The sequence below is a fragment of the Nocardioides sp. Z21_20 genome (genome assembly GCF_059766585.1).
Window position 1 is genome coordinate 143122 of sequence record NZ_JCBAJX010000001.1, and the last position, 23176, is coordinate 166297.

Below are 23176 nucleotides of genomic sequence, written 5' to 3' on the forward strand. Positions count from 1 at the left end.
CCCTGCATGAACGACGGAAGGCTCACCATGCTCGACCACGAGTTCCCGCAGGGCTACCCGGACGCACTGATCTGCCGGTGGTGCGCCAATGCCAAGGTGCGCAACGAGGGCAACGTCCTGCTGTGCCACAAGTGCGACGCGCCTGCACATCTGGTGCGCCCACCGTCGTGCGCCTGACCATCCGCCTACTCGGCACCGAGGTCTTCCACGTCAGCACCGACCCGGACGAGCAGCAGCAGCAGCAAGGACCGGGCGACTGCACCACGTACCCGGTCGGCTTCACGGCCTGGCACGAGCGGCCCGACGAGGCTGACCTGCCCGTCCGAGGCTTCGAGTAGCCCCACTGATTCGCCCCCGCCACCGAGCGCACATGAGCCGCGGCCTATGAGTCAGCGGGAGACGTCGGTGAGCGGGGGCGTGGACTTAGCGTGAGGTGCGTGTGAGCACAGGCCGCAACACCACGGTCCGCGACCAGCACCGGCGTGCCATCGCTCGAGGCAAGCCGCCGTGCGGGATCTGCGAACAACCCATCGACTACACGCTCAAGTCGCCCGACCCGATGTCATTCGAGGTCGATCACGTGCTCGCCCTTGACAACGGCGGCGAGGACAGCTTGGCGAACAAGCAGGCCAGTCACCGTCGATGCAACCGCGAGAAGTGGAACCGCCTGGCCGAAACGCTCGGGCCGCGCACCTTCGAGACTGATCGAGTTTGGTGACCGGGGGAAGGTCCCCCTTCGTTGCGCGCCCGTCGCTCCTCTTGGCATAGGCGAGTCCTCCCCCCGACCTCCCCCCCTCCCCCCCAGGCAGGTGATCCCGATGGCTGCACGGAAGCTGCGGGTGGCTAGCGAGGGCGAGAAGGTCACCCCCCCGACCCTGATGGAGGCCGTCGAGGCCGGCGATGTGCTCGCGATCATGAAGGCGCAGCGACGGATCATCGCGGAGTCGCTGACGACCGCGCCGGACAACACGCGCCCGCAGTTCTCCAACGAGCTCAACAAGCTGAACGCGCTCATCCGAGAGGAGGAGTCGCGCCGAGTTGTGGAGTCTGCCGACGAGTCGGTTGTGGCTCCGCTCGAGCCGACCGCGTGGGATGGCACAGGCTACTGATCGGCGCCGACTGTCCGAAGTGGCCCGGCATGTGGTCATCCCTGACGGCATCGTTGCTTCCGAGTGGCCGGCCGTTCGCGAGACGTGTCGCCGCCTCGGTTGGGGCTTCGATGGCTGGCAGGACGGTGCCGCGATGCTGGCCCTCGGGCTGCGCGCTGATGGTGAGTACGCCGCCGACACGACCGTCTTCTCGATCCCCCGCCAGGTCGGCAAGACGTACCTGATCGGCTGCATCATCTTCGCTCTGTGCCTCATGAAGCCTGGCCTTCGGGTGATCTGGACGGCGCAGGTCAAAGACACGGCCCTCGAGACCTACGCCAAGTTCGTCGAGCTGGTCGACGCTTCGCCCCGGCTGAGGCGCCACATCGATCGGATGCCGAGCGGCAAGGGCGACGAGGCAATCGTCTTCAATAACGGCTCGTCCATCGAGTTCGGCGCTCGCGAGTCCGGCTTCGGCCGCGGGCGCACTGACGTGGATGTGATCGTGTTCGACGAGGGGCAGCACCTATCCACGAACGCGCTGGAGAACCTTGGCGCGGCGCAGAACGTGGCGGTGAATCCGCTGTGCTTCGTCATGGGCACCCCGCCTCGCCCACAGGACAAGGGCGAGTGGTTCGCCCTGCTGCGCCAAGAGGCGATTGACGGCGAGTCTGACGGGACGCTCTACGTCGAGTTCTCGGCCGATCGAGGCGCCGATCCGATGGACCGCGACCAGTGGCGCAAGGCCAACCCGTCTTTCCCTCTGCGGACCTCGGAGCGCGCGATGCTCAGGCTGCGCAAGAAGCTCAAGAACCCCGACTCGTGGCGGCGTGAAGCGCTGGGCGTGTGGGACGAGATCACCAAGCAGTTCTCCCCCATCAATGGCGCGTTCTGGTCCGACGCAATCGATGTCGGTCCGCCCGGTACCGCCAAGCCGACCGCGCTCGCCGTCGATATGTCCCACGGCCGCGAGATCAGCATCGGCGCCTGCTGGCTCGAGGCGTCATCGGCGCACGTCGAGGAAGTCTGGGCCGGCATCGACGAGCCCGCCGCAGTCGAGTGGGTCGTCGCGCGCGCCGGCCGCCGCATTCCGGTGATCATCGACGCCAAGAGCCCCGCTTCGTCGATGATCCCCGCGCTTCGAGCCCGCAAGGTCAAGGTGCTCACTGGCAACGAGAACGACATGGCTCGTGGTTGCGGCCTCATGGCTTCCGATGTCGAGGCGGGCCGCCTGACGCACGCCGATCAGGAGTCCGTGAACAAGGCTCGCGAGGGCGCCCGCAAGCGCGCCATCGGCACGGCGGGCGGTTGGGGCTATGACCGCAAGGACCCGAGCGTCAACATCGCGCCCCTCGTGGCCGTCACGTTGGCCCGCGTCGCAGCAACGATCAACGAGAAGCCGACCGGGAGCTCCACGCGGGCGGGCCGAGCGAGTGCCACTAGATGAGAGGCGGTGCAGGCGTGAGCCAGTTTGACTCCCTGACCGTCCCTGGCCTGTCGGACGACGAGCAGCGCACGCTCAACCACCTCGCGGGCCAGCTCAAGGCCAAGGAGCCGCGGAACCTGCTGCGTCAGCGCCTCTACGACAACAAGGAGGTTGCGCGGCGCATCGGCGACACGATCCCGTCCGAATACTTCCGCATGGGCATCGTCCTCGGCTGGTGCGGCAAGGCTGTGGACGCGCTGGGCCGCCGCTGCACCCTCGAGCAGTTTGTGTGGGGCGACGGCGAGCTCGACTCGCTCGGCTCGCGCCAGGTGTGGGATGACAACAACCTGCGTTCCGAGATCAACTCCGCGAAGGTCTCGTCGCTGATCCACGGGCCGGCGTTTCTCATCAACACCGAGGGTGACGAGGGCGAGCGCGAGGCGAAGTCGCTGATCCACGTCCGCGACGCGCTGAGCGCGACTGGCGACTGGAACCCGCGTCGCCGCCGCATGGACAACCTGCTCTCTGTGCTCGACAAGGACGAGGACGGCCGGATCGCCGAGTTCGCCCTGTACCTCAACGACCTGACCATCATGGCGAAGAAGACTCGCGGCGGGTGGGAGGTTGAGCGCCAGGAGCACCCGTGGGGCGTGCCTGTCGAGCCGATGGTTTACAAGCCGCGCGTAGGTCGCGCGATGGGGGCTTCCCGCATCTCTCGGCCGATGATCGGCATCCAGAAGACTGCGGTGCGCGACCTGATTCGCCTCGAGGGTCACATGGACGTGTTCAGCTTCCCTGACTTCTGGCTGCTGGGTGCCCTCGCCAAGGATGTCAAGGGCGACGACGGTGCGAACGTTGCGGCTATGCGTGCGGCGCTGGGCCGCATCCGTGGCATCCCTGATCTGCCGGTCGATGACAAGAACGCGCGAGACAACAACCTTGATCGCGTCGACATCAAGCAGTTTCCCGCGTCCGCACCCACGCCGAACCTGGCGACCCTCAACATGCGGGCGAAGCTCTTTGCTCGCGAGGCTTCGCTGCCGGATTCGTCTGTGGCTATTACCGACTTCGCCAACCCGACGTCGGCCGAGGCTTACGACGCCTCGCAGCGTGACCTGATCGACGAGGCGGATGGCGCCGTGGAGGATTGGTCGCCTGCCGTCAAGCGCTCGCACCTCCGCGCCCTGGCGATCCTCAACGACCTCGAGGAGATCCCCGCAGAGTGGCAGACGATCGAGCCCAAGTGGCGCGACCGCCGCTACACGTCGAAGTCGGCGCAGGCTGACGCGGGCTCGAAGATCGTCCCGCTGATCGCTCAGGCGACATCCGAGGTCGAGCTGGAACTGCTCGGCCTGGATGAACAGCAGATCCGGCGCGTGATGGCCGAGAAGCGCCGCTCACAGGGTTCGTCCGTGCTCGACCGGCTGAGGAGCGTCCCTAGTGGCGAGCAGCCTGCGGGCTGAGACGGCCAAGTTGGTCAGCCTCGCCGACCGCGACTTGTCCCGCTTGTGGCGCCTGGTCGCCAACGGGGCGAACGCGGGCGAGGCGCTTCACGACCTGCTGCCTGCCATTGTCCGGGAGTACGGCTCGTTGGGTGGCGCACTAGCGGCCGAGTGGTACGACCAGCAGCGCGAGAAGGCGGGGGCGTCGGGCCGCTACTTCGCCGAGCCGATCCCGCCCGACGATCGCGGCACTCATGCACTAGTTGGTGCCGCGGTCGCGCAGGCGCGCGACGATTCGACCCTGCAGACGCTGATCCTCGGAGGCGTCCAGCGCCGGATCGCCGATCACCTTCGCCTCACGATCACCAACAACGCGGTGGCAGACCGTGCAGCCGAGGGCTGGGTCCGTGTCGGCTCGGGCGGCTCGTGCAACTGGTGCGCTCAGTACCTCGATGGCGAGGTTCGCACCGTGGCGGGCTACGACTTCGACGCTCACGACAACTGCAACTGCAGTGTCGTTCCGGCCTTCTAAGGCCCCACTGACTCCCCCAGCCGTAACGGATGGGACTAACCCGCAACGGGAGCACAGCATGTCCGAGCAGACCGCCGAGGTAACCGCAACGGAGCCCGAGGCCACCACGGAGCAGGCCCAGACGAAGCCGACCGAAACGGTCGACTTCTGGAAGCAGAAGGCCCGCGAGCAGGAGAAGCGCGCCAAGGACAACGCCGACGCTGCGAAGCGCCTGGCCGAGATCGAGGACGCGCAGAAGTCCGAGACCGAGAAGACGGCCGACCGCATCGCCAAGGCCGAGGCCGAGGTGGCATCCGTGCCCAACAAGGTCGCCGACGCTCTCCGCGAGCACCTTGTCGCCCTCCACGAGATCGACAAGGACGACGCCGAACTGTTCCTGACGGCCAGCGAGCCCGACCTGCTGCTCAAGCAGGTCACTCGCCTTGTCGGCCAGTCGGACAAGCGCAAGAAGACCCACGTCGTTCCCGGCGAGGGCAAGACCCCCCCTGTCACCCCCGGCGACGCCGACCGTCGCGCCTTCGTGCGCCAACTGACCGGCCGGGACTGACCCCCTTTCTCTGAAAGCGAGCATCATCATGGCACTCGACACTTCCGACCTCACTCTGCCCGGCACCTCGCTGGGCATCGTCACCGAAGCCGCCCTCGACGCCGGCCTGCTCCCCAAGCTCGTCCCGAGCAAGCCCACCCTGTTCGGCCCCGTCAAGGGCGCCACCTTCTCCGGCGTGCCCCGCGCGCAGATCGTCGGCGAGTCCGAGGCGAAGGGCAGCCAGGACCCGTTCGCGACGGTGCCCTGGAACGCCGAGCCTGTGAAGGCGCAGATTTCCGTTCGCATCTCGGACGAGTTCCGCTGGGCTGACGAGGACTACCAGCTCGGCGTTCTCGACGACCTCGTGGCTCCGGCCATCGGCGCGGGCATGGGTCGCTTCGTGGACCTGTTCGCGTTCCACGGGATCAACCCGCTGACCGGCACGGTCTCCGCGAAGGCGACCAAGTACCTCTCGCAGGCAACCAAGGTCGTCGAGGCGGCCGGCGCCCCGACTAACGAGCTGAACCAGGCGGTCGGCCTCATCGCGGCGAGCGGCACTGCCATGCCCAACGGCATCGCGTTCGACGCCGCCTACAACTACGCCCTCGCGACCGAGGTCTGGCCGGAGGGCACCGCGCTCGCCGGCCAGGAGCGCTACCCCTCGCTCGGCTTCGGGGCCGTGGAGAACTGGCGCGGCCTGCGAGGCGCGTCTTCCTCGACCGTCTCAGGTCGCCCGGAGCTCGCCGACACCAAGATCCGCGCGATCGTCGGCGACTACACCCAGGTCCGTTGGGGCTACCAGCGCCAGATCCCGCTCGAGATGCTGACGGCCGGTGATCCTGACAACACCGGGCGCGACCTGGCTGGTCACAACGAGGTGATGCTTCGTTCCGAGGTCGTCATCTACATGGCGATCGGCGACCTGAGCAAGTTCGCCAAGGTCGTGGACGCGGTCGCCTGATGCCCCGCCTGCGTGACACGCGGACCGGTGTCGTCGTGGACGTTGACGACGCCACGGCGACCGCGCTGGGTGCGGCCTACGTGCCGGCCGACGAGTCCGACAAGAAGAAGGCGCCGGCCAAGAAGGCGACGCCCAGCAAGTCCGAGAAGTGACTAGGAGGGGGTGACTCGTGGGCATCATCAACGTGACCGACCTGCCGACTGCTCTGCGGCAGGTCGAGCTGATCGAAGTGATGGTGGCCGGCGCCAACGCGAAGGCCACGCGAGTCGCCCCCTGCCTGGCCACCACCGACCCGGCACCGTCCAGTGACAAGCTGGACGAGGCCAAGCTGATCCTGCTCGGCGCCGTGAAGCGCTGGGCCCAGGCGGGAGCCGGCGCGCTCCAGACGCAGACTGCCGGTCCGTTCGGCATGACCGTCGACACCCGCCAGCGCGGCGGGTACAACCTCTGGCCCTCCGAGATCACCGACCTGCAGGCCATCTGTTCGGGCGGCCCGGTTGAGCGTCAGGCGTTCTCGCTCGACACGGCCCCCAGTCGCGCAAACGGGTCGCACATCCCGTGGTGCTCGATCTTCCTCGGCGAGCCCTGCTCGTGCGGCTCGAGCATCAATGGCTACGAGGGTCCGCTGTATGAGTTCGGCTACGGACTGGACTACATCTGATGTTCCCCTACGGCGAGACCGTCACCCGCCTCCGCGCAGGCGTGGCGGCGGACCCCTACTCAGGCGAGCCGATCGGCGAGGACTGGGATAACCCGACCGCGCTCGAGATTCCCGGCTGCGGCTTCAATCCTGGCGGCTCCTCGGAACCCCTGCAGGATGCCCGCAACTCGGTCATCACGCGCCCTGAGGTCTACGACCCGTCCTTCGCTGACGTCCTCGCTGGCGACCGAATCGTGGCGCGCGGCGAGGTCTACGAGGTCGACGGCAAGCCTGCCCAGTGGCGCTCCCCGTTCACCGGATGGCAGCCGGCGCAGGTCATCGTGCTCAAGCGAGTGGGAGAGGACGGCTGAGTCATGGCACGCGCCCGCGTAGAGCTGAACCATCGCGCAATGGCCGAGCTGCTCAAGGGCGACGTCGGCAAGGCTGCGATTGAGGACCCCGCGGAGGCTGTCGCAGCAGAGGCTCGCGCCAACGCCCCGGTCGTGTCGGGGTGGTACCAGGGCAGCATCGAGGTTGTGTACGACGTGACGGACCGTGTTGTCGCCCGCGTGATCGCGGACGTCGACTACGCCGCGGTCGTCGAGGCCAACACTGGCAACCTCGCCCGAGCCCTGGATGCCGCCCGATGACCCCGGTGATCGTCTTCCCCGACATCGAACTCTGGGCCGCGGACTACTTGCGCCGGCACCTGTTCGCCTACGGGTGGCCCAAGGTGCATGTGGGGAACGCCTACCCGAAGAAGGGCAAGCACGATCAAGTGGTGACCGTCCGTCGCGATGGCGGGGCGTCCACCGACGTGCGCGACTTCCCTCGCCTCGGCGTCAACGTCTGGGCTGACACGGAGTTCGAGGTCAACGAGTGCGCGTCGATGGTCCGCGCTCTGCTGAACGCCTCCACCAACGACGGCCCCATTCTCCGCGTCCGCAATCCGGGGGGCCCGTCACCGATTCCCGACGAGAACGGCCGCGCCCGCCGCTACATGACGTTCGAGTTCGTAACCCGCGGCGAGGCAGTCGCCTAGGTCGCTTTGAGCATCGCGCCACACCCCTGGCACTTGAGCCGCTTGGGCGCGAGTAGCCCGCCCATCATCTTCCCCTTGACGCTGCGCTTCATCGAGAACGACTTCGCGTTGCACTTCGGGCAGCGGACGTCGCCCGCCTGATCCACCTGGGTCTTCTTCATCCGTGCACCCTACGACGCCCCGGAGGCTCCCGTGCCGAATCTTGTGACCCTGACTCACCCGGGCAGCACCAAGAGGCTCAAGGTCGCCGCCGACATGGTGCCGATGTACGCCTCGCAGGGCTGGTCCGAGCCCCCCAAGTCATCCGCTGACCGCGCCAGCGGCAAGAGCGGCACCGCGCCGCGCACCACCACCAAGAAGGAGGAGGCATGAGCCTCGACAGCAGCAACGTCCGCGTGGCGGTCACTGGCGCGGTGAGCGCGGGTCCGATCGGCACCACCGCCCCGACCGGCACATCCAGCGCCATCGCCCCACGCGTCGACCTCGGCTACATCGGCGAGGACGGCGTGACCGAGGCGCAGCCCGGCTCTGGCGACGTCAACCGCATCAAGGCGTGGCAGAACGGCGCCACGGTGCGCACGATCCGCACGCCCACCGAGGACCTTCCGACGTGGACCTTCGTCCTGCTCGAGACCAAGAAGGAGGTCATCGAGCTCTACTACAAGACCACGGTGACCCCCGGCGCCACGGAGGGCTCCTACGACATCGACGCCAACGCTGTCGACCCGGGTCACGACTTCATCCTCGACGTGGTGGACGGCGCCGAACTGGAGCGCGTCCACATCCCCCGCGGCTTCGTCTCCGAGGTCGGCGACAAGGTGTACGCCAACGGCGAGGCCATCGGCTACGAGGTGACCATCGAGGGCGAGCGCGACGACGAACTCGGCTACAACGCCCGCGTTTTCGCCACGTCCCTCAAGGCGGCCTGACCCCACGAACCCACCCCCCAGCCGGTCGCGCGGATCTGGCTGGGGGGTGGCACAACCCCTCATCCGCGCACCCATCCATTCCTGTGCGCCTTCGCGCGCCTGCGAGGAGATCGAAATGGCAAAGATCGGCACCGCTCACGTCGAGATCAAGCCCGTGCTCAACGAGGAAGCGCTGGAGGAGATCGTCCAGCGCATCGAGCAGGCGGTGGAGCGCGGCGTCCTGTCGGCGCTCCGTGCCGCCGAAAGCAAGGCGACCAAGTCGCTCGTCATCCACATGGGCGACGCGGCAGGGCGCACTCGCGAACAAGTTCTGGAGATTCTCCAGCGACCCACACCATCCGCGCACCGAAAGGCATGACCATGCCCAAGAAGAAGACGAAGAACGGCCGCGAGTACTCCGTCACCGGCAAGGTGTTCACCTGGATCACGGAAGACGGCGCCGAGGTGACCATCCCGATGCGCGTCAAGATGAAGGTCATTAGGGCGATGGGCGAGCGCGAGATGGACGCCGGCGCCATGTTCGACATGCTCGAGTCCATCGCGCCCGGGCAGGCTGAGGTGTTCGACGAGATGGACATCGTGACGGACTTCCAGCCGATGTTCGAGACCTGGCAGAGCGAGTACAACGCGCTCGCTGGGGCCACGCCGGGGGAATAGTCGCGCTGGCGGACTTGATCGCGGCCCACCGCGGCGCGTTCGAGTACGACTGGCGCACCCGGTTTCACATGCCACTCACGGTCGTGGGTAAGGCGATGTCCTGGGGCGAGGCCCTGCGGTTGACGCAGATCCTTGCCCAGGACACCACCTCGCAGGTCGCCGCCGCTGTCTCCAGGTGGGACCGCCCCGTGTCGCGCGAGGAACTGATCCTGATGGATCACTACGACGCCTTCGCTCGCGTGAACTTCAAGAAGCCGGACCCCCACCCGGGCCGCCCCTGGTCCGACCGCCCCGACGTCACCCGTCGCGGCGACGCTGCCGGCCGCACGCCTGAGCAGGTCCGCGCGATCCTCAACGCCCACGGGCACAACCTGAACTAGGAGGCGTTGTGGCTGAGATCGGCTCCGCGTTCATCAGCATTCTGCCAAGCCTTCGGGGCTTTGGGCGCAGCGTGGACTCTCAGGTCGGCGGTGACCTCGACTCGTCGGGCAGGAGTGCGGGCAAGAAGTTCGGCAACGCCATGAAGGTCGGCGCCCTCGCTGTCATCGGGGGCGCTGGCCTCGCGGCAGGCTTCCTCAAGGGCGCGGTCGACGAGGCGTCCGACCTATCCGAGTCTACGTCGAAGGTCGGCGTCGTCTTCGGCAAATCGTCGGCGCAGATCGTCAAGGCATCCGAGACGGCTGCCAGGTCGATGGGTCTCACCAAGAGCGCCTACCTCGGCGCCACGGGCTCGCTGGGCAACCTGCTGGTCTCGCTCGACCTCGCGCCGAAGAAGGCCGCGGACATGTCGCAGCAGATGGTGAAGCTTGCGGGCGACCTCGCGTCGTTCAACAACGTCTCCCCCGAAGAGGCGTTGGCGGCCCTGCAGTCTGGCCTCACGGGCGAGACGGAGCCGCTGAAGAAGTTCGGCGTCAACATGAATGACGCCACGCTCAAGGCCGAGGCGCTCAAGATGGGCCTGATTGCCTCCACGAAGGAGGCGCTGGACCCGCAGACCAAGGCGCTCGCTGCCCAGGCGCTCATCATGAACCAGACGAAGACGGCTCAGGGCGACTTTGCCCGCACGTCTGGCGGGCTGGCCAACCAGCAGCGCATCCTCTCGGCCCAGTTTGGCGACCTCAAGGCGACCATCGGGACGGCACTGCTGCCCGTGGTCACACGCTTCGTGACGATGCTGAACAAGTCCGGCCCGGTGTTCACTCGCGCCAGCAAGGCGCTGCAGCCCTTCGGTGGGACGCTCCGCAAGATCGGCGCGGACGTCAAGGTGTTCGCCCAGCAGTTCTCGGCCCAAGTCGCCCCCGTGCTGGCTCGCGTGGGGCAGGCGGTCCGCACCAACTTCCTGCCCGTGCTGCAGACGGTCGCCACCACCTTCCGCACCACGATCCTGCCTGCCGTGACGGCGCTGGCCACCTACCTGGCGTCCAAGATGCTCCCGGTCTTCCATCAGGTGACCGGCATCATCGCCAACAACGTGGTGCCGATCATCGCCCGCCTGGGCCAGTTCCTTTACGGCACGCTCTACCCGGCCGTCATGGGCATCGTCACCGCGGTCGCGAAGAACCTGCGCCCCGTCTTCGAGCAGCTCGTGAAGACGTACCAGGCACAGGTGCTCCCGGCCGTGCAGAAGCTGCTGGTGAAGTTCCGCGAGTGGCAGCCGACGCTCGAGAAGATCATCATGACGGTGGTCAAGTTCGTGGGTTCGGTGCTCAAGATCGCCTCGGCCATCCTCGGCAAGGTGCTCCCGCCGCTCATCAAGCTGGCGGGTTTCCTGATCGGCACTATGGCTCGCAACCTGGGCGTCATTATCACGGTGATCCTCAAGGTCATCTCGAAGCTGATCGACTTCCGCTCGGCGCTCCTCAACGGCGCCAAGACGGTGCTGGACTTCGCCAAGAAGGTCGGCGATTCGGTCGGCAAGGTGATCGGCTGGTTCCGGGATCTGCCGAGCAAGGTCACCAAGGCTGTCGGCGACCTGAGCACTCTGCTCAAGAACGCCGGCCGCGAGTTGATTCAGGGCCTGCTCAACGGCATCGACGAGAAGTTCGACGACCTCAAGGCCAAGGCCGGCAAGGTCGCGAGCGCGATCAAGGATCTGTTCCCTGGCTCCCCGGTCAAGAAGGGGCCGCTGACGTCGTGGAACCAGGGCGGCGGCGTCTCTGGCGCTGGCTTCCGGCTCGCTGAGGGTCTCGCCAAGGGCATGGACGACGGCGCTCAGGGCGTCAAGAAGTCGGCCGAGAAGCTGGCGAAGAAGCTGCGCGACACGATCCAGAAGAAGCTGGACGCCAAGTGGACGGTCTTCGACTCGCTCAAGTCGGAGTTCGCTTCGGTGCGCGAGTCCATCGCGGGGTCGTTCCAGTCTGGCTTCTTTGACGCGGCCACGGCGAGCGAGGCCCTGGCGAAGGGCTGGGAGCAGGTCACCAACGGGCAGGCGGTCGAGCAGGCTTTCGCGAAGCTGCGGAAGATGGGCGCCAAGAACGAGTTCCTGAACGGGCTGCTCGGCTCGGGGAACACGGCCCTGATCTTGGACTTCGCGCGCGGCGCCAAGGCGGACCTGCTCAACGCGCAGTCGATGTTCAACTCCACCAACGCGACTGCGGATCGAATCGGGTACGCGGCGGCGCAGGTCTTCGAGGTCCAAGGCAAGCAGCTCGGCAAGTCGCTGCTCAGCCTGGAGAAGGAGATCCTCGCGCTGAACCGCCAGCTCGGCGGCAAGGGCGCGAAGGGCAAGGCGGTGGCGACCCCCAAGGCGACGGTGACGGGGCCGCGGGTGACGCGACCGCGGGTCACGCTGGCGGCGGCCTCGGTTCCACAGGCGGCTCAGCAGCCGCGCCAGATCGTCATCCAGGGTGTCTCTGATCCGTCTCGTGCGGCTCAGGAAGTCATCCGTCGCGAGTCGTGGGCTGGGAGGGTTTGATGAGTGGTCCGTGGCTGCAGGAGGACTTGGTTTCCCTGGGTGACGTGTCCTCGGACGACCCGTACCGGACTGGGATCGCTTTCGGCGAGGTTGACGGCTGGGGCGTGGAGTGGATTCTCACCGGGCTGTCCGGCTGGAACGACATGCCGGGCAGCACGGCGACGGTGGAGCAGCGCTCGGGTGCTCACGGCGGGTGGCGCTCCCCTGACTTCCTGGTCCCGCGCGTGATGGAGCTTTCGGGCACCTTGATCGCACGGGACGGGGAGGCCGCTGAGGAGGCGGTGGAGCGACTGATGGCGGCGATCCCGCTGGGGGCGCCGACGCGCCTCGAGGTCGCGAACCGCCGCCGAGTCCTGTGGGCGATGGTGTACATGGAGGGCGATCCCCTTTCTGAGCGGATCGACCACCACGCGGACTTCTCCCTGAGCCTGATCGCGACGGACCCGCGCCGGTACGCCTCGGAGCCGACCGTGGTTTCGACGGGCCTCCCGTCGACCACGGGGGGCCTGTCGTTGCCCATCTCGCCCCCGTTCTCGATCCCGGCCGTGGTGACTGGCGGCGTGCTGGTGACGGAGAACAAGGGCAACATGACGACGCCGCCGCGACTGACGGTGACCGGCCCGTGCCCCCCGTTCTCCATCACCCACGCCGCGACGGGTCGCACCCTGCGATTCCATGACCCGGTGGCCGCCGGCGAGACGGTGGTGATCGACCCGACGACGCGCGAGGCCACGGTCGACGGCGCCCCCCGGTACTTGACGGGCGCGCCTTTCGAGTACGCGCCGGGCGTGAATGGGCTGGCGTTCAACGCGGCGTCGTACAACCCCGGCGCCCTGCTCACCTCCACCCACTACGACGCGCTGAGGTGACCTGATGCCGCACGAGTTTGATGCTTCCTGGGCTGGAACGGCGACCAACCCCGTCTTCTACGACTCGGTGGAACTGCGCCGCGCGGACGCCGGGCTGTTCGCTGGCGATGGCGCCCCGCTGGGCGTCCGTGGGGGGATCATCCCTCACGGCCCGCTCTCGGGGAACGTGGCGGTCGACTCGCAGGACGAGGTGGCCGTCTGGCCCTTCGCGATGGCACTCCCGGCTGGCGCTGGCGGGGTCTACCGGGGCGCACTCGCAGCGGTGCACACCGAGAAGCTCGCCGCGCGTGACGGCACCTACAGCCGTGTCGACTTGGTGGTGGCCCGAATGCTCGACGCCGACGTGATCCCTTCGCACGGCATCCGCAAGGCGCGCGTGGAGATCATCCCTGGCGCCCCGGCGTCTGCGCCTATCGCGCCGACACTGCCCAGCATGGCGATCGAGATCGCCCGCATCACCGTGCCCTCGGTGGCCAGCTCCACTGACCCTGTAGTCAGCCGCCTCTTTACCCAGTACGCCTGCGCCCCTGGTGGCACATGGCTGGTACCGACGACGGCGCGGCTCGACGCCTCTGGGCCTCCCGGGCAGGAGGCGTTCGTCCTCGACACCAAGCGCAAGGTTCGGTGGAACGGGACAGCCTGGCGCCCCATCGAGCCCGCGACCGGGATCGTCACCTCGGTCACGACGAACAGCGCAGGCGCGTTCACCCTGACTCACAATCTCGGGTACGTGCCCTCCGCTGTCATCGTGACACTCACCCACTCTCAGTACGTCGCGGTCCCCGAGGTGGGGAGCTTCTCTGCGACCACATGCAGGGTGTACGTCCGTCGCCTCGGAGACGGCTCGCTGTTCACGGGCACGATCGCCAGCCCCTACACCTTCGTGGCGTACCCGTGACGATCACCTGGCACTCCTTCGACCTGCGCACCGGCCAGCGGGGTCCACAGTTGCAGACGAAGCAGATGGGTGCGGTCTCGCGCATCATCGGCGAGGCGACCGAGACCACCATCGACGTCCTCGCGTGGCGCAACGGCGCTCCGATCAGGGGCTGGAACGCCAACACACTGCCCGGCCGCGCGATGCTGGTCGCGCTCGATGACCGCGATGAGCCCGTGTGGGGCGGCATGGTGGTGCGCCGGCTCTCGGATGCGTCCGAGTGGGTCAACGTCGCGCTGGTCACGCTCGAGGCGTACTTCGATCGCCGCTACGTGAAGAACCAGACCTACATGCTGGCCGATCAGTCCGTGATCGCGGCAGGCATCATCGGCGACGCGATCACCGATGGCGTGGAGATGGTGATCGACGCGCCCGTGAGCGGGGTCCTGCGTCAGCGCGAGTACGCCAGCGACGAGGACAAAACCGTGAAGTCGGCGCTCGACGAACTCTCCGAGGTCGACCGCGGCATCGAGTACACGGTGGATCTGGAGTGGCCCGACACCTCGCACCAGAAGCTGAGGCGTGTGGTCCGGGTTCGCCAGAGGCTGGGCGCGATGGCTGGCTGGCCGACCGCGAGCTTCACCCTGCCGGGCAACATCGTGGGCTTCACCTACTTGGAGGACTTCTCCAGCGACAATGGCGCGAACAGTGTTCTCGCCACGTCGTCAGGCGAGGGCGAGTCTCGACCGGAGTCTGCCGAGCACATCGCCCGCGGCACCGTCGATTCGGGCTGGGCGAAGTTCGAGCGCCGCTTCTCTCCCTCGACGTCGATCACCGAGGTGGAGACCCTCAACGCTCACGCCACCAACGAGCTGTACCAGACCTGGGACGGCATGAACGAGCTGACCCTAGAGGCGCACCTCGACACGGCGCCCGTCTTCGGGCGCGACTGGCACCTCGGCGACGACGTAGGCGTGTCCATCATCAGCCCCCGATTCCCCGAGCGGGTCAACGCAGACGGCGCGATCGTCTCGGGCTACGACGCGGTGGTGCGCGTGACGGGTGTCGACATCGACTTCGACGGGCGCCGCGTGAAGCCCCGACTACTTGAGGCCCGACCCGTGGAGGTGCAGACGCTGTGACGAAGCCCCGCCACTCTGACGCCGGTCACGGTTGGATCAACAAGCGGTTCGCCAAGATCGAGAAGAAGATCAGCGAGCAGAACGCAGCGAAGCGTCTGCAGTCAGCGACGATCGGGAAGGGCGGCATCACCGTCCGTGACGGCGGCGGCATCCTGGTCGAGGACGGCGGCGACTTCATCTCCCGCTATCCCGACTCGGCGGGCGGTGGCGAGGCGACCCGCTTCGGCCCGCTGCGGTCGATGGAGGCTGCGGCTGCCGGCTACGTGCTGCAGTTGCTCGACGAGGCCGGATCGCAGGTCTTCTACGCGGTGCGGAACTACCCGACGCCGGACTTCCCGAGCGGCCTGAGTGCCATCGGTGGGACGGCCGACCAGATCGACTACGTGGCCAAGATGGCGGTCTCGCTGTACCGCGGCAACCTGGCGGGGACGTACTCCTACATCGCCCTGGCCCCGGACGGTGCTCGCGTCTCGGCCCCCGAGGGCGTCTATCTCGACGGCGCCAGCAACGGGGTCATGGTCCAGCACGGCACGACGTCGGCAGCCGCCAATTGCTTCATTGACCCGACGACCGGCCGGCTGTGGCGCACGACGTCCTCGGACCGCTTCAAGCAGGACACCGCCGAGGCGCCGGTCGATGTCGACGCAGCCCTCGCGCTGATCCCCCGCCGCTTCCGGCGCAAGGACGAGGTGGCCGAGCTCGGCGCCGAGGCCCCCTGGTACGTCGGGTTCATCGCCGAAGAGGCCGCCGCCCTGGGCCTCGACGACTGGGTGACCTGCGACGAGAACGGCCCCGAGTCTTTCGCCTACTCCACGTGGGGCGTCGCACTGCAGGCCGTGGCTCGCAGGCAGCAGCAGCAGATCGCGGACCTGACGGCACAGATCGAAGGGCTCGCGGCGCAACTCGAGGCGCTGGGGACCTAACCAGGACAGGGGCCGGGCGCACCTGCTCCCGGCCCCCTGACACCCACTGGCCGATTACGGCGGCCGGGGTGGTCGAAGGAATCTAGCGGGGGAACGCTCGACGCACCAGAGCGCCGCGGAAAGTGCAGGCACCTATGCCACATCTAAGGAGACCCGACGTGTCTCTCTTGTCCGAGAAGTACGGTCATCGCGGCGCCTGTCTCCTGGGCCTGGGCGTCGTGTGGGCGCTGTTCGGGATCTCCGTCATGATCGACCCGCAGGAGCCGCGACCGTTCGTGCTCCACGAGATGCTCCCTGTGTGGGTGCGTGGGGCGCTGTGGATCAGCAGCGGGATCGTCGCTGCGTGGTTCGGCTCCCGTGGCGCGCAGCATGACGACACGTGGGGCATGGTCGCGCTGGTCTTGCTGCCCTTTGAGCGGCTCGTCAGTTTCGCGGTGTCGTGGCTGGCGTGGGTGCTGACCTCTGCCGCGCACAACATCTGGCCGAGCTTCGAGGCGCAGGGCTTCGAGCGGGGCTGGTACGCAGCGATGCTGTGGGGCGTGATCGCGGTCCTGTTGCGAATCATCGCCGGGTGGCCGAACCCGCGCCGGGTCCTGACACTCCCAGTCAGCGGGGGCGACCATGCCTGACGCCCTCGCGCAAGCCACACTCGGCGCTTTCGCCGCCATCGTCGTTGCCTACCTCACCTACCTTGGCGTGGCTCGCCAGGCGAAGGCGTCGCGCGAGGCGAACCGTGACACCGCGACCGTCGCGGAGCAGCAGACGACACTCAAGGTGGTCGAGTCCATCGCGTTGAACCTTCTCCAGCCGCACATCGACGAGGCCGCCCGGATGCGTGAGCGGGTCGAGGAGATGGAGCGGACGCAGGAGGGTGAGCGCGAGGAACGTGAGCGCAAGGCCGCCGCGGTGCAGGAGCAGCTACGGAAGCAGTCGGAGCGCATCGACGATCTGACGATCGAGCTCGGCCACTGGAAGCGGCTGGCCAGGGTCATCGCTCGCTGGGCGACGACTCTGCGCGATCAGGTCATCTCGCTGGGCGGCACGATCCCGGCGACTCCGAACGAGCTGCTGCTGATTCAGAGCATCGACGACGAGGACCTGTGAGCACCCCCCGCCCCCTCTCGCACGACATGCCCTGCAGCGCGTGCCATCACCCGGCCCACAGCGTTATCCCCTGCGATACTTGCGGGCCGGATTGTGTGTCGCCGCCGACGCCGGGGGTTTATGCGTGAGGGAGGCTCAGGCGGCAGTCGCCACACCATCGCTGCACCACTTCGCCGGACCAAAGTCGCACCTCCTCGGCCGACTCGTGTGGACACGCGGCCTGTCGCTCTCGCATGGCATGAGCGCTTCTGCACTGGTCGCAGTGGTCGGGGTACTCACCGAGGGGCCGCAGTCCCGACTCGTGCTCAAGGCGGTCGACGCTCACGGCCTCCACTCCTCGCGGTAGTCGGGGTGGTCGGCGTAGGCCAGAGCCATCCGCCTGTTGAACACCCTTCCGAGCGGGCTAAGAATAGCCGCCTCCCGCAGTCGTGCGCGTAGGCGAATGAACGCAACGGCGGTGGTGCCTTCTAGGGCCGGGATTGCGGCAGGCTCGCCGCATGCAGCGGCAAGGACCGCTTGCCCCTCATCCTCCGCGAGCCGAGCCAGCAGGAACTCCACCAACCCGCTCACTTCTTGCTCCTCACGTAGCGCTCCAGCGCCTCTCGCAGCACGTCGGAGACATTCTCCTGACGCTCCATCGCTACCTGTCGCGCCTCGTCCCGCAGAGCGCGGCGGACGCGAAACGAGATGTTGACCTCCATCGAGGGCTTGCCCGGCTTGCGGTCCTCGACTGCTGCCATCAGGCGAACCGCTCGGCGTCGGCGACCTGCTCGGCGTGCTGCTCGCGGATCGTGGCGACCTGCTCGTCGGTGAGCGGCGCGTAGGCGTCGAAGTCGCGGCCCAGGTCGAGGGACTCGACGATCTCGGCCGCGGCCTGCTCGGCGGGGACGGTGCTGTCGAACTGGGCGGCGAGGGCGATGAGGTTCATGACTGCTCCTTGGCTTGTGGTTGTGAGACCAATCTAGCCGTTGTCAATACGTCCGTCAATACGTAAGGCGCATGTTTTACCCACGAATCCGCGCCCGCCTCGCCTCTGCGATCGCGGGCAACAGCCCTGCCCTTGGAGGCATCATGGCCGTCACCTTCCGCAGCAAGCCCGCGTGCGAGTGCCTCGCCGAGTGGCTGCCCCACTTCGAGGCCGAGCTGATCCGGCGCGGCGTCATCAAGCAGTCCATCGACATCGCGCAACTCATCGGCGGTGCGGCTGCCAGCGGCGGGACGCACTCCGCAGGCGGCGCCTTCGACATCTGGCAGCACGACGCTGTGACGATCAAGGTCGCCCGCGAGATGGGTGCCGCGACGTGGGCACGGACTCGCGCGCAGGGCTTCGACCCGCACGCGCACGGTGTCCTCAACGGCTGCCCGCACAACGGACCCGCCGCCTACCAGATCGCGGCGCTCGCTGCTGGCTACAACGGGCTCGGCTCCGGTGGCCGGGGCGCTCCCGACGACGGCCCGGCACCGCGCCAACTCCGCACCTGGCGCGAGGGCATCAAGTGGGCCAAGGCGCAGCAGCCGAAGACTCTCCCCACCCGTGTCGCCACCACCCGCGCCAACCTGCTGGCCGAGATCAAGCGGACCCGCACGGCACGCGCACAGGCTAAGCGTCGCGGCGAGGCCGTGAAGCCGTACACCGCCGTCCTGACCGAGCTGTGGCAGGCGCGCAAGGCGACAGGGAAGGTACCCAAGCGATGACCCCCCGCACCCGCCGTCACGGTGTCATCAACGCCCCCGAGCGCACCGACAAGTCCAAGCGCCACCTGCTCGCCCCTGCACGCCGCGCCCTCAAGATCCTGCGCTGGCGTCGTCGGCAGTCGGTCGCGTTCCTGGCGCTGATCGAGTCCGGCTCCGTCATGGCGCGCGCTGTCCGTGGCCGCAACCGTCTCCGGGCGATCTACGCGCGGCCGAACTCGATCATCCGCGGGCATCGTCTCGGCAGCGGCGCACTCGTGGGTGGCTCGCTGGAGGTGCTGGACCGCTCGGAGTTCCGGGTCGCCCTCCACAAGCGCCGGCGCAAGCTGTCGATGCTGGTCCTGCTGCTGCGAGACCGCGAGACCGGGCATCGCTTCGTGGCCATCGTGCGCCACCTGCCCCGCAACGTGGAGCGCATCGACCCGGGCCGTGTGGCGCGCGCTGACATCGACAACGAGACAGCCAGGCGCGCCGAGCTCTACGCCAAGACGCTGCCGGTCGCCATCTACTCCGACTCCAACGGACGCCCGCCGACGATCCGGGGATTCCACACCGCCTCACGTCACGGCGTCGAGTCCATCGTCGTCAGCGGCTTCAAGGTCGAGGACCACGGAGCGACCGCGCTACCTGGGGCGACCGACCACCCCGCTGCCGTGTGGGCGGACCTGACGCCTGCGCGGATCAACACGACTGCCGACCGACTGCCTAGGGAGAAGCCATGAACAGCACCCAGTACGCCACCCTCCGACTCGTGATCTACGTCGTGACCGGGCTCGGGACCCTCGTCGCGGGCTACCTGTTCACCAAGGGCTACATCGGTGAGCCCGAGGTCGCCCTGTGGAGCGGCGTCGTCGCTCTCGTCACCGGCCTCGCCGCGGTGAACACGTCCACGGGCGGCGACCACCGGGCCGGCCAGTGACCCCCACCTTCGCGCGCGGCGTGATCGTGGGCGCGCTCGCCATGCCGCTGGGCTCGCTGCTCGTGGCGCTGCTTGCTGGCCGTTCGCCGATCTACCCCCGCTGACCACCCGCTCAGGGCCCCGCCTACAGACAGGACCGCCCAATGGCACTCGCCACCGCAACCATCCGCTTCAACCTCTCCGACCTGCTCGGCGAGACGTTCGATGCGCGCCGCACGAAGGTGTGGCTCACGACGAACATCCCGAACGACACCATCGTGGACAAGTCTTCCGGCAAGCAGGTCCACCTCGGTGGCGGGCGGATCACGCTCAACCCTGACGGGACCGGCGAGGCTGTCGTGCCCGTGCCTGGCCCCGACTCCAGTCCCGCGACGTGGCAGACCAGCATCCACATCACCTACATGGACCCCGCGAAGATCCAGAACACGTGGAAGGTGCGCGTCTTCGGCCCCTTCACGATCGCGGGTGACGCCCACCTCGCGGACCTGATCGAGGAGCAGGAGATCCCGCCCGACTTCGGGGCTGCCGGGTTCATTGCGCAGGTCGAGGCGATCCGTGACGAGACGGCGCAGATCAGCGGGCTCGAGACGGTGGAGCAGGCTGTCGACCTCGCGCTGCCCGCCAAGCTCGCGCCCATCGAGGCCGAGTTGGGTGGGCGGCTGTCGCAGGCCGCACTAACTGCCACGTTTGTCCGCTTCGTCGACCTCGCCGGACAGCCCCTTCCGGCCGGGAACGTCGTCATCAAGGTCGACACCGCCAACGGCAACGAGATCAACGACATCATCTGGGAAGCGAGCATCTGATGGCCTACATGAAGGACGCCAGTGGGCGCCGACTCGACACGATCGAGATCCCCAGCGCCTTCGAAGTGGCCCGCCCTCTGCGCAACGTCGCATCCCGAGGGTCGATCATCGACACGCGCTCCAACGGGGTCATCACGTCCCAGACCAGTCGAACCCGCCACGTCATCCGGGGTGGCGCCGCGCTGGTCCGCCTGGTGTACGCGAACTGGTACCTCCCTTCCGGGTCCTCCGAGCGGCCGATGGGCAACAGCTACGACGTCAAGGCGTCCATCGAGAACCCCGAGGCCAACGGCGGTCGCCCCACTGGCGACGTCGTGATCCCCGTCTTCTTCAACGGCAAGCGCACCGCGACCGTCGAGAACAACAGCATGATCATCTCGGACCCCGTGCTCATCAACGCCCCCAGCGACTGGGCGATCTTCGTCCGGTCCCTCGCCACCGTCTCGGCAGGGGGGTACTTCCCCACGAACTACGCCACGAACACCTCCGGCGTCCCGCAGGCCGACACCTCCGGCGTGGCTGAAGGCTTCGTCAACGACGCTGACGCCGTGGACTCCGGCACCATCAGCGCCGCCACCGGGTTCGTCTTCGGCCCAGTCGGCGTCCTCGTTGAAGCGACCGGCGACACCCAGCTCAACGGCACCGTCGTCATCGGCGACTCGATCGCGCGAGGCACCGGCATCATCAACCCCGTGGGCTCGTTCCTCGCGCAGTCCGCGATCAACGCCGGGCTGCCCGTCATCCGCGCCGCAGTCGGGGGCGAGTCGTTCGTCTACGCCAAGCGGGTCGTGAACATCTACCGCCGCATGGCCCTGGCTCGCTTCGCCCAGCACGCACTCGTCAACATGGGCATCAACGACATCAACACCGGCTCGACGCTGCCGGCCCTCAAGGCCGACGCGATCATCTTCTGGAGACTGCTGGCCGCGCAGGGACTCAAGGTCCACCAGGCCACCATCCTCCCCGCGCCGGGTGCCTCGACGGACGGCTATATCACCGCAAGCGGGCAGTCCATCGTCAACCCCACCCGCGAGGCGGTGCGCACCGGATTCAACACCTGGCTCCGCTCCGGCCAAGCCGAGACCGACGCGGCAGGCGCCCTCACCTCGGTCATCGACGCTGCCGCGCAGATCGAGGTCAACTCCGCCAACGTCCTCACGCTCAACGGCGGCTTCTGGAAGGCGGGCGGTCCCGTCTCCGACACGGGCACCGCCACGGGAGTCACCGCGGCAGCCCTGACCGACACTGGCAAAGCGTGGACTACCAACGAGCACCAGGGGAAGGTCATGCGCATCACGAGCGCCACGACCGGGGACGGGCAGATCGCCCGGATCACCTCGAACACGGCCACCACCCTGTCGCTCAACCCGGCCTTCGCCACGGTGCCCACCGGGGCCGTGAACTACCAGATCGCGCCCGCGTACTGCTGGGACCACCTGCACCCCACCGAGTCCGCGCACGTGCTCATCACCGCCGGGCTCGACCTGTCCGGGCTGCGCGCGATGTAGGAACGCCCACCAATGACCGGCCCCGGCCCTCGCTCACGCAGCGGGGCCGGGGCCTTCCGTCATTTCGCGCGGGTCCACGCCAAGCGCCGCGGCCATCCCCAACGCTTGACGGCGCCACCGATGTAACGCGCCAGGATCTCGTGCCCCTCGCCGTTCGGGTGCAGCTTGTCCGAGCCGATGTGCCGCGCGTTCTTTCCCGTCATCACGCGCGACACGTCCAGGTAGCGGACTCCCGCCCTCTTCGCCACGGCCTCGATGACGTCGCCCACCGCGTCCACGTCCGGGTCACCTGCCTTGAAGGGTGACAGCAACAGGATGTCCGTCGTCGGCATCGCCTGCCGGAACTCCGCGACCACCTCGCGCACCGCCGCCCGCAACTTCGGGGCCGGAACCTGCTGGTCGTTGATGCCGCCCGCGAGGATCACCAAGTCGGCCTTGTAGGTCCTGACCAGATCAGGGGCGCGCTCAGTGAACGGCAAGTGGTCGTCCTTGGCGCCCACGTATCCCGTCGCGCCCTGCGCCTCGGAGTAGACGAGCCAACCGAACTGCTCCGCCATCACGTCCGGCCACGTCGGTGACCCCTCGTTCATGGGGCTCCCGGCGACGAACGAGTCACCCATCACGAAGACCACGGTCGGGTCCGGCTCTGGGGGGCGGGGCTTGATAGGCGCGCGCTGGCTCTCGGCTGCGTTCGCGTCGATCCGGTCCTGCCACTGCACGTACCCAGCGCCCGTGCCGGCGAGCGCGGCAATAGCCGCGACCACTGCCACGACCGACCCCGCGCGCTGCCGACTGCGTTGCGTCCCCCTGCGCCTGCGCTTCACGGCGTCAGGCTAGCGCGAGAGTCGCACTTGGGGGCGAGCTCGCCCAATCTGCTCGATCCGCACGGCCACACTCGCCCCGCCACCCCGCTCACCCAGCGGCGGTGGCGGGGCGATTCGTGCGTTCGGGGGAGGTGGGGGCGCGTGTGTGGTTGGGGGTGGTGAGTGCACGGGGAGGGGTTGCAGGTCACCGCCCGGCGCCGCCCGATGGGTACCGCTGGCCGGGCATGGGTACGCCGTACCCACGGCAGCGTCTCGCCTTGCCGTTGCTTTCCACTAGCGGCAACTCATACGGCACTTACCTTGCGTTTCCGCAGGTCAGCGAGCACTATCGCACGAGTTCGAGTCTCGTCGTCCGCTC

Annotated in this window: 36 protein-coding genes; 31 read left to right on the plus strand and 5 right to left on the minus strand. The window is 67.9% G+C overall.

What is annotated here, in order from left to right; translation table 11 throughout:
• The first annotated feature begins 6 nt into the window (after positions 1–6).
• The 14 genes from AC6EH9_RS00760 (at position 7) to AC6EH9_RS00825 (ending at position 7657) form a co-directional block, all read left to right on the plus strand.
• A complete protein-coding gene (locus AC6EH9_RS00760) occupies positions 7–177 on the plus strand; it encodes a hypothetical protein (protein WP_498419607.1) in 171 nt (56 codons plus the stop codon).
• Positions 168–338, plus strand: coding sequence for a hypothetical protein (locus AC6EH9_RS00765; protein ID WP_498419609.1), 171 nt, complete (start codon positions 168–170; stop codon positions 336–338). Before AC6EH9_RS00760 ends, AC6EH9_RS00765 begins: the two co-directional genes overlap by 10 nt.
• A gap of 101 nt (positions 339–439) precedes the next feature.
• Positions 440–718, plus strand: coding sequence for an HNH endonuclease signature motif containing protein (locus tag AC6EH9_RS00770; RefSeq protein ID WP_498419611.1), 279 nt, complete (start codon positions 440–442; stop codon positions 716–718).
• A gap of 100 nt (positions 719–818) precedes the next feature.
• Positions 819–1109 (plus strand): hypothetical protein, encoded by a 291-nt coding sequence (locus AC6EH9_RS00775; RefSeq protein ID WP_498419612.1) that lies wholly within the window; start codon positions 819–821, stop codon positions 1107–1109.
• Between the two features lie 19 nt (positions 1110–1128).
• On the plus strand, positions 1129–2535 hold the full coding sequence (locus AC6EH9_RS00780) for a terminase large subunit domain-containing protein (RefSeq protein ID WP_498419614.1): 1407 nt from the start codon (positions 1129–1131) through the stop codon (positions 2533–2535).
• A 14-nt stretch (positions 2536–2549) separates the two neighbouring features.
• Positions 2550–3977 (plus strand): phage portal protein, encoded by a 1428-nt coding sequence (locus AC6EH9_RS00785; protein ID WP_498419616.1) that lies wholly within the window; start codon positions 2550–2552, stop codon positions 3975–3977.
• The gene (locus AC6EH9_RS00790) at positions 3955–4488 is read left to right on the plus strand and encodes a VG15 protein (protein ID WP_498419618.1); all 534 of its coding nucleotides are present in this window, start codon (positions 3955–3957) and stop codon (positions 4486–4488) included. The genes AC6EH9_RS00785 and AC6EH9_RS00790 overlap by 23 nt, the downstream gene beginning before the upstream one ends.
• A 58-nt stretch (positions 4489–4546) precedes the next feature.
• Positions 4547–5035 carry a hypothetical protein gene (locus tag AC6EH9_RS00795; RefSeq protein WP_498419621.1) on the plus strand — a complete coding sequence of 163 codons (489 nt, stop codon included), beginning with the start codon at positions 4547–4549 and terminating at the stop codon, positions 5033–5035.
• A 28-nt stretch (positions 5036–5063) separates the two neighbouring features.
• Positions 5064–5975: a major capsid protein gene (locus AC6EH9_RS00800; RefSeq protein ID WP_498419622.1), complete on the plus strand. Its 912-nt coding sequence runs from the start codon at positions 5064–5066 to the stop codon at positions 5973–5975.
• Positions 5975–6127, plus strand: a complete 153-nt coding sequence (locus AC6EH9_RS00805; RefSeq protein WP_498419624.1) for a DUF7302 family protein — start codon at positions 5975–5977, stop codon at positions 6125–6127. The genes AC6EH9_RS00800 and AC6EH9_RS00805 overlap by 1 nt, the downstream gene beginning before the upstream one ends.
• Before the next feature lie 17 nt (positions 6128–6144).
• Positions 6145–6636, plus strand: a complete 492-nt coding sequence (locus tag AC6EH9_RS00810) for a hypothetical protein (protein WP_498419626.1) — start codon at positions 6145–6147, stop codon at positions 6634–6636.
• Complete coding sequence (locus AC6EH9_RS00815; RefSeq protein ID WP_498419628.1) at positions 6636–6986, plus strand: hypothetical protein; 351 nt, start codon at positions 6636–6638, stop codon at positions 6984–6986. The genes AC6EH9_RS00810 and AC6EH9_RS00815 overlap by 1 nt, the downstream gene beginning before the upstream one ends.
• Positions 6987–7025: 39 nt before the next feature.
• Entirely contained in the window at positions 7026–7265 is a 240-nt protein-coding gene (locus AC6EH9_RS00820; RefSeq protein ID WP_498419630.1) for an HK97 gp10 family phage protein, read from the plus strand.
• Positions 7262–7657: a hypothetical protein gene (locus AC6EH9_RS00825; protein WP_498419632.1), complete on the plus strand. Its 396-nt coding sequence runs from the start codon at positions 7262–7264 to the stop codon at positions 7655–7657. Before AC6EH9_RS00820 ends, AC6EH9_RS00825 begins: the two co-directional genes overlap by 4 nt.
• On the opposite strand, the gene AC6EH9_RS00830 is transcribed toward AC6EH9_RS00825, so the two are convergent.
• Positions 7654–7818 (minus strand): hypothetical protein, encoded by a 165-nt coding sequence (locus AC6EH9_RS00830; protein ID WP_498419634.1) that lies wholly within the window; start codon positions 7816–7818, stop codon positions 7654–7656. The two genes, AC6EH9_RS00825 and AC6EH9_RS00830, sit on opposite strands and share 4 nt — an antisense overlap.
• 31 nt (positions 7819–7849) lie before the next feature.
• On the opposite strand from AC6EH9_RS00830, the gene AC6EH9_RS00835 reads away from it, so the two are divergent.
• The 12 genes from AC6EH9_RS00835 to AC6EH9_RS00890 all read left to right on the plus strand — a co-directional run bounded on the left by AC6EH9_RS00835 (position 7850) and on the right by AC6EH9_RS00890 (position 17072).
• Positions 7850–8029 (plus strand): hypothetical protein, encoded by a 180-nt coding sequence (locus AC6EH9_RS00835; protein WP_498419635.1) that lies wholly within the window; start codon positions 7850–7852, stop codon positions 8027–8029.
• Positions 8026–8586: a phage tail tube protein gene (locus tag AC6EH9_RS00840; RefSeq protein WP_498419637.1), complete on the plus strand. Its 561-nt coding sequence runs from the start codon at positions 8026–8028 to the stop codon at positions 8584–8586. The genes AC6EH9_RS00835 and AC6EH9_RS00840 overlap by 4 nt, the downstream gene beginning before the upstream one ends.
• A gap of 115 nt (positions 8587–8701) precedes the next feature.
• A complete protein-coding gene (locus AC6EH9_RS00845) occupies positions 8702–8944 on the plus strand; it encodes a hypothetical protein (protein WP_498419639.1) in 243 nt (80 codons plus the stop codon).
• A 2-nt stretch (positions 8945–8946) separates the two neighbouring features.
• Positions 8947–9243: a hypothetical protein gene (locus tag AC6EH9_RS00850; protein ID WP_498419640.1), complete on the plus strand. Its 297-nt coding sequence runs from the start codon at positions 8947–8949 to the stop codon at positions 9241–9243.
• Positions 9244–9257: 14 nt separating this feature from the next.
• Positions 9258–9623 (plus strand): hypothetical protein, encoded by a 366-nt coding sequence (locus tag AC6EH9_RS00855; protein ID WP_498419642.1) that lies wholly within the window; start codon positions 9258–9260, stop codon positions 9621–9623.
• Positions 9624–9631: 8 nt separating this feature from the next.
• The gene (locus AC6EH9_RS00860; protein WP_498419643.1) at positions 9632–12157 is read left to right on the plus strand and encodes a phage tail protein; all 2526 of its coding nucleotides are present in this window, start codon (positions 9632–9634) and stop codon (positions 12155–12157) included.
• On the plus strand, positions 12157–13026 hold the full coding sequence (locus tag AC6EH9_RS00865; protein WP_498419645.1) for a phage distal tail protein: 870 nt from the start codon (positions 12157–12159) through the stop codon (positions 13024–13026). Before AC6EH9_RS00860 ends, AC6EH9_RS00865 begins: the two co-directional genes overlap by 1 nt.
• 4 nt (positions 13027–13030) lie before the next feature.
• Positions 13031–13924 carry a hypothetical protein gene (locus AC6EH9_RS00870; RefSeq protein ID WP_498419647.1) on the plus strand — a complete coding sequence of 298 codons (894 nt, stop codon included), beginning with the start codon at positions 13031–13033 and terminating at the stop codon, positions 13922–13924.
• Entirely contained in the window at positions 13921–15045 is a 1125-nt protein-coding gene (locus AC6EH9_RS00875) for a hypothetical protein (RefSeq protein WP_498419649.1), read from the plus strand. The genes AC6EH9_RS00870 and AC6EH9_RS00875 overlap by 4 nt, the downstream gene beginning before the upstream one ends.
• On the plus strand, positions 15042–15968 hold the full coding sequence (locus AC6EH9_RS00880) for a tail fiber domain-containing protein (RefSeq protein WP_498419651.1): 927 nt from the start codon (positions 15042–15044) through the stop codon (positions 15966–15968). Before AC6EH9_RS00875 ends, AC6EH9_RS00880 begins: the two co-directional genes overlap by 4 nt.
• A gap of 158 nt (positions 15969–16126) precedes the next feature.
• Positions 16127–16597, plus strand: coding sequence for a hypothetical protein (locus tag AC6EH9_RS00885; protein ID WP_498419652.1), 471 nt, complete (start codon positions 16127–16129; stop codon positions 16595–16597).
• Positions 16590–17072, plus strand: coding sequence for a hypothetical protein (locus AC6EH9_RS00890; RefSeq protein ID WP_498419654.1), 483 nt, complete (start codon positions 16590–16592; stop codon positions 17070–17072). Before AC6EH9_RS00885 ends, AC6EH9_RS00890 begins: the two co-directional genes overlap by 8 nt.
• Before the next feature lie 321 nt (positions 17073–17393).
• On the opposite strand, the gene AC6EH9_RS00895 is transcribed toward AC6EH9_RS00890, so the two are convergent.
• From AC6EH9_RS00895 to AC6EH9_RS00905, 3 genes are read right to left on the minus strand one after another with little or no spacing between them, the layout of a single operon-like run.
• Positions 17394–17630 (minus strand): DUF6221 family protein, encoded by a 237-nt coding sequence (locus AC6EH9_RS00895; protein WP_498419655.1) that lies wholly within the window; start codon positions 17628–17630, stop codon positions 17394–17396.
• 8 nt (positions 17631–17638) lie between these two features.
• Entirely contained in the window at positions 17639–17812 is a 174-nt protein-coding gene (locus AC6EH9_RS00900) for a hypothetical protein (protein ID WP_498419657.1), read from the minus strand.
• Positions 17812–18000 carry a hypothetical protein gene (locus AC6EH9_RS00905; RefSeq protein WP_498419658.1) on the minus strand — a complete coding sequence of 63 codons (189 nt, stop codon included), beginning with the start codon at positions 17998–18000 and terminating at the stop codon, positions 17812–17814. Before AC6EH9_RS00905 ends, AC6EH9_RS00900 begins: the two co-directional genes overlap by 1 nt.
• Before the next feature lie 143 nt (positions 18001–18143).
• On the opposite strand from AC6EH9_RS00905, the gene AC6EH9_RS00910 reads away from it, so the two are divergent.
• The 5 genes from AC6EH9_RS00910 to AC6EH9_RS00930 all read left to right on the plus strand — a co-directional run bounded on the left by AC6EH9_RS00910 (position 18144) and on the right by AC6EH9_RS00930 (position 21994).
• Positions 18144–18767, plus strand: a complete 624-nt coding sequence (locus AC6EH9_RS00910) for a hypothetical protein (protein WP_498419660.1) — start codon at positions 18144–18146, stop codon at positions 18765–18767.
• On the plus strand, positions 18764–19486 hold the full coding sequence (locus AC6EH9_RS00915) for a hypothetical protein (RefSeq protein WP_498419662.1): 723 nt from the start codon (positions 18764–18766) through the stop codon (positions 19484–19486). Before AC6EH9_RS00910 ends, AC6EH9_RS00915 begins: the two co-directional genes overlap by 4 nt.
• Positions 19483–19683, plus strand: a complete 201-nt coding sequence (locus tag AC6EH9_RS00920; protein WP_498419664.1) for a hypothetical protein — start codon at positions 19483–19485, stop codon at positions 19681–19683. Before AC6EH9_RS00915 ends, AC6EH9_RS00920 begins: the two co-directional genes overlap by 4 nt.
• Before the next feature lie 143 nt (positions 19684–19826).
• Positions 19827–20486: a hypothetical protein gene (locus AC6EH9_RS00925; protein ID WP_498419665.1), complete on the plus strand. Its 660-nt coding sequence runs from the start codon at positions 19827–19829 to the stop codon at positions 20484–20486.
• Complete coding sequence (locus tag AC6EH9_RS00930) at positions 20486–21994, plus strand: SGNH/GDSL hydrolase family protein (RefSeq protein WP_498419667.1); 1509 nt, start codon at positions 20486–20488, stop codon at positions 21992–21994. The genes AC6EH9_RS00925 and AC6EH9_RS00930 overlap by 1 nt, the downstream gene beginning before the upstream one ends.
• A gap of 59 nt (positions 21995–22053) precedes the next feature.
• Here the strand turns inward: AC6EH9_RS00930 and AC6EH9_RS00935 are convergent, their stop codons facing one another.
• Positions 22054–22818: an SGNH/GDSL hydrolase family protein gene (locus AC6EH9_RS00935; protein WP_498419669.1), complete on the minus strand. Its 765-nt coding sequence runs from the start codon at positions 22816–22818 to the stop codon at positions 22054–22056.
• Positions 22819–23176 lie beyond the last annotated feature (358 nt).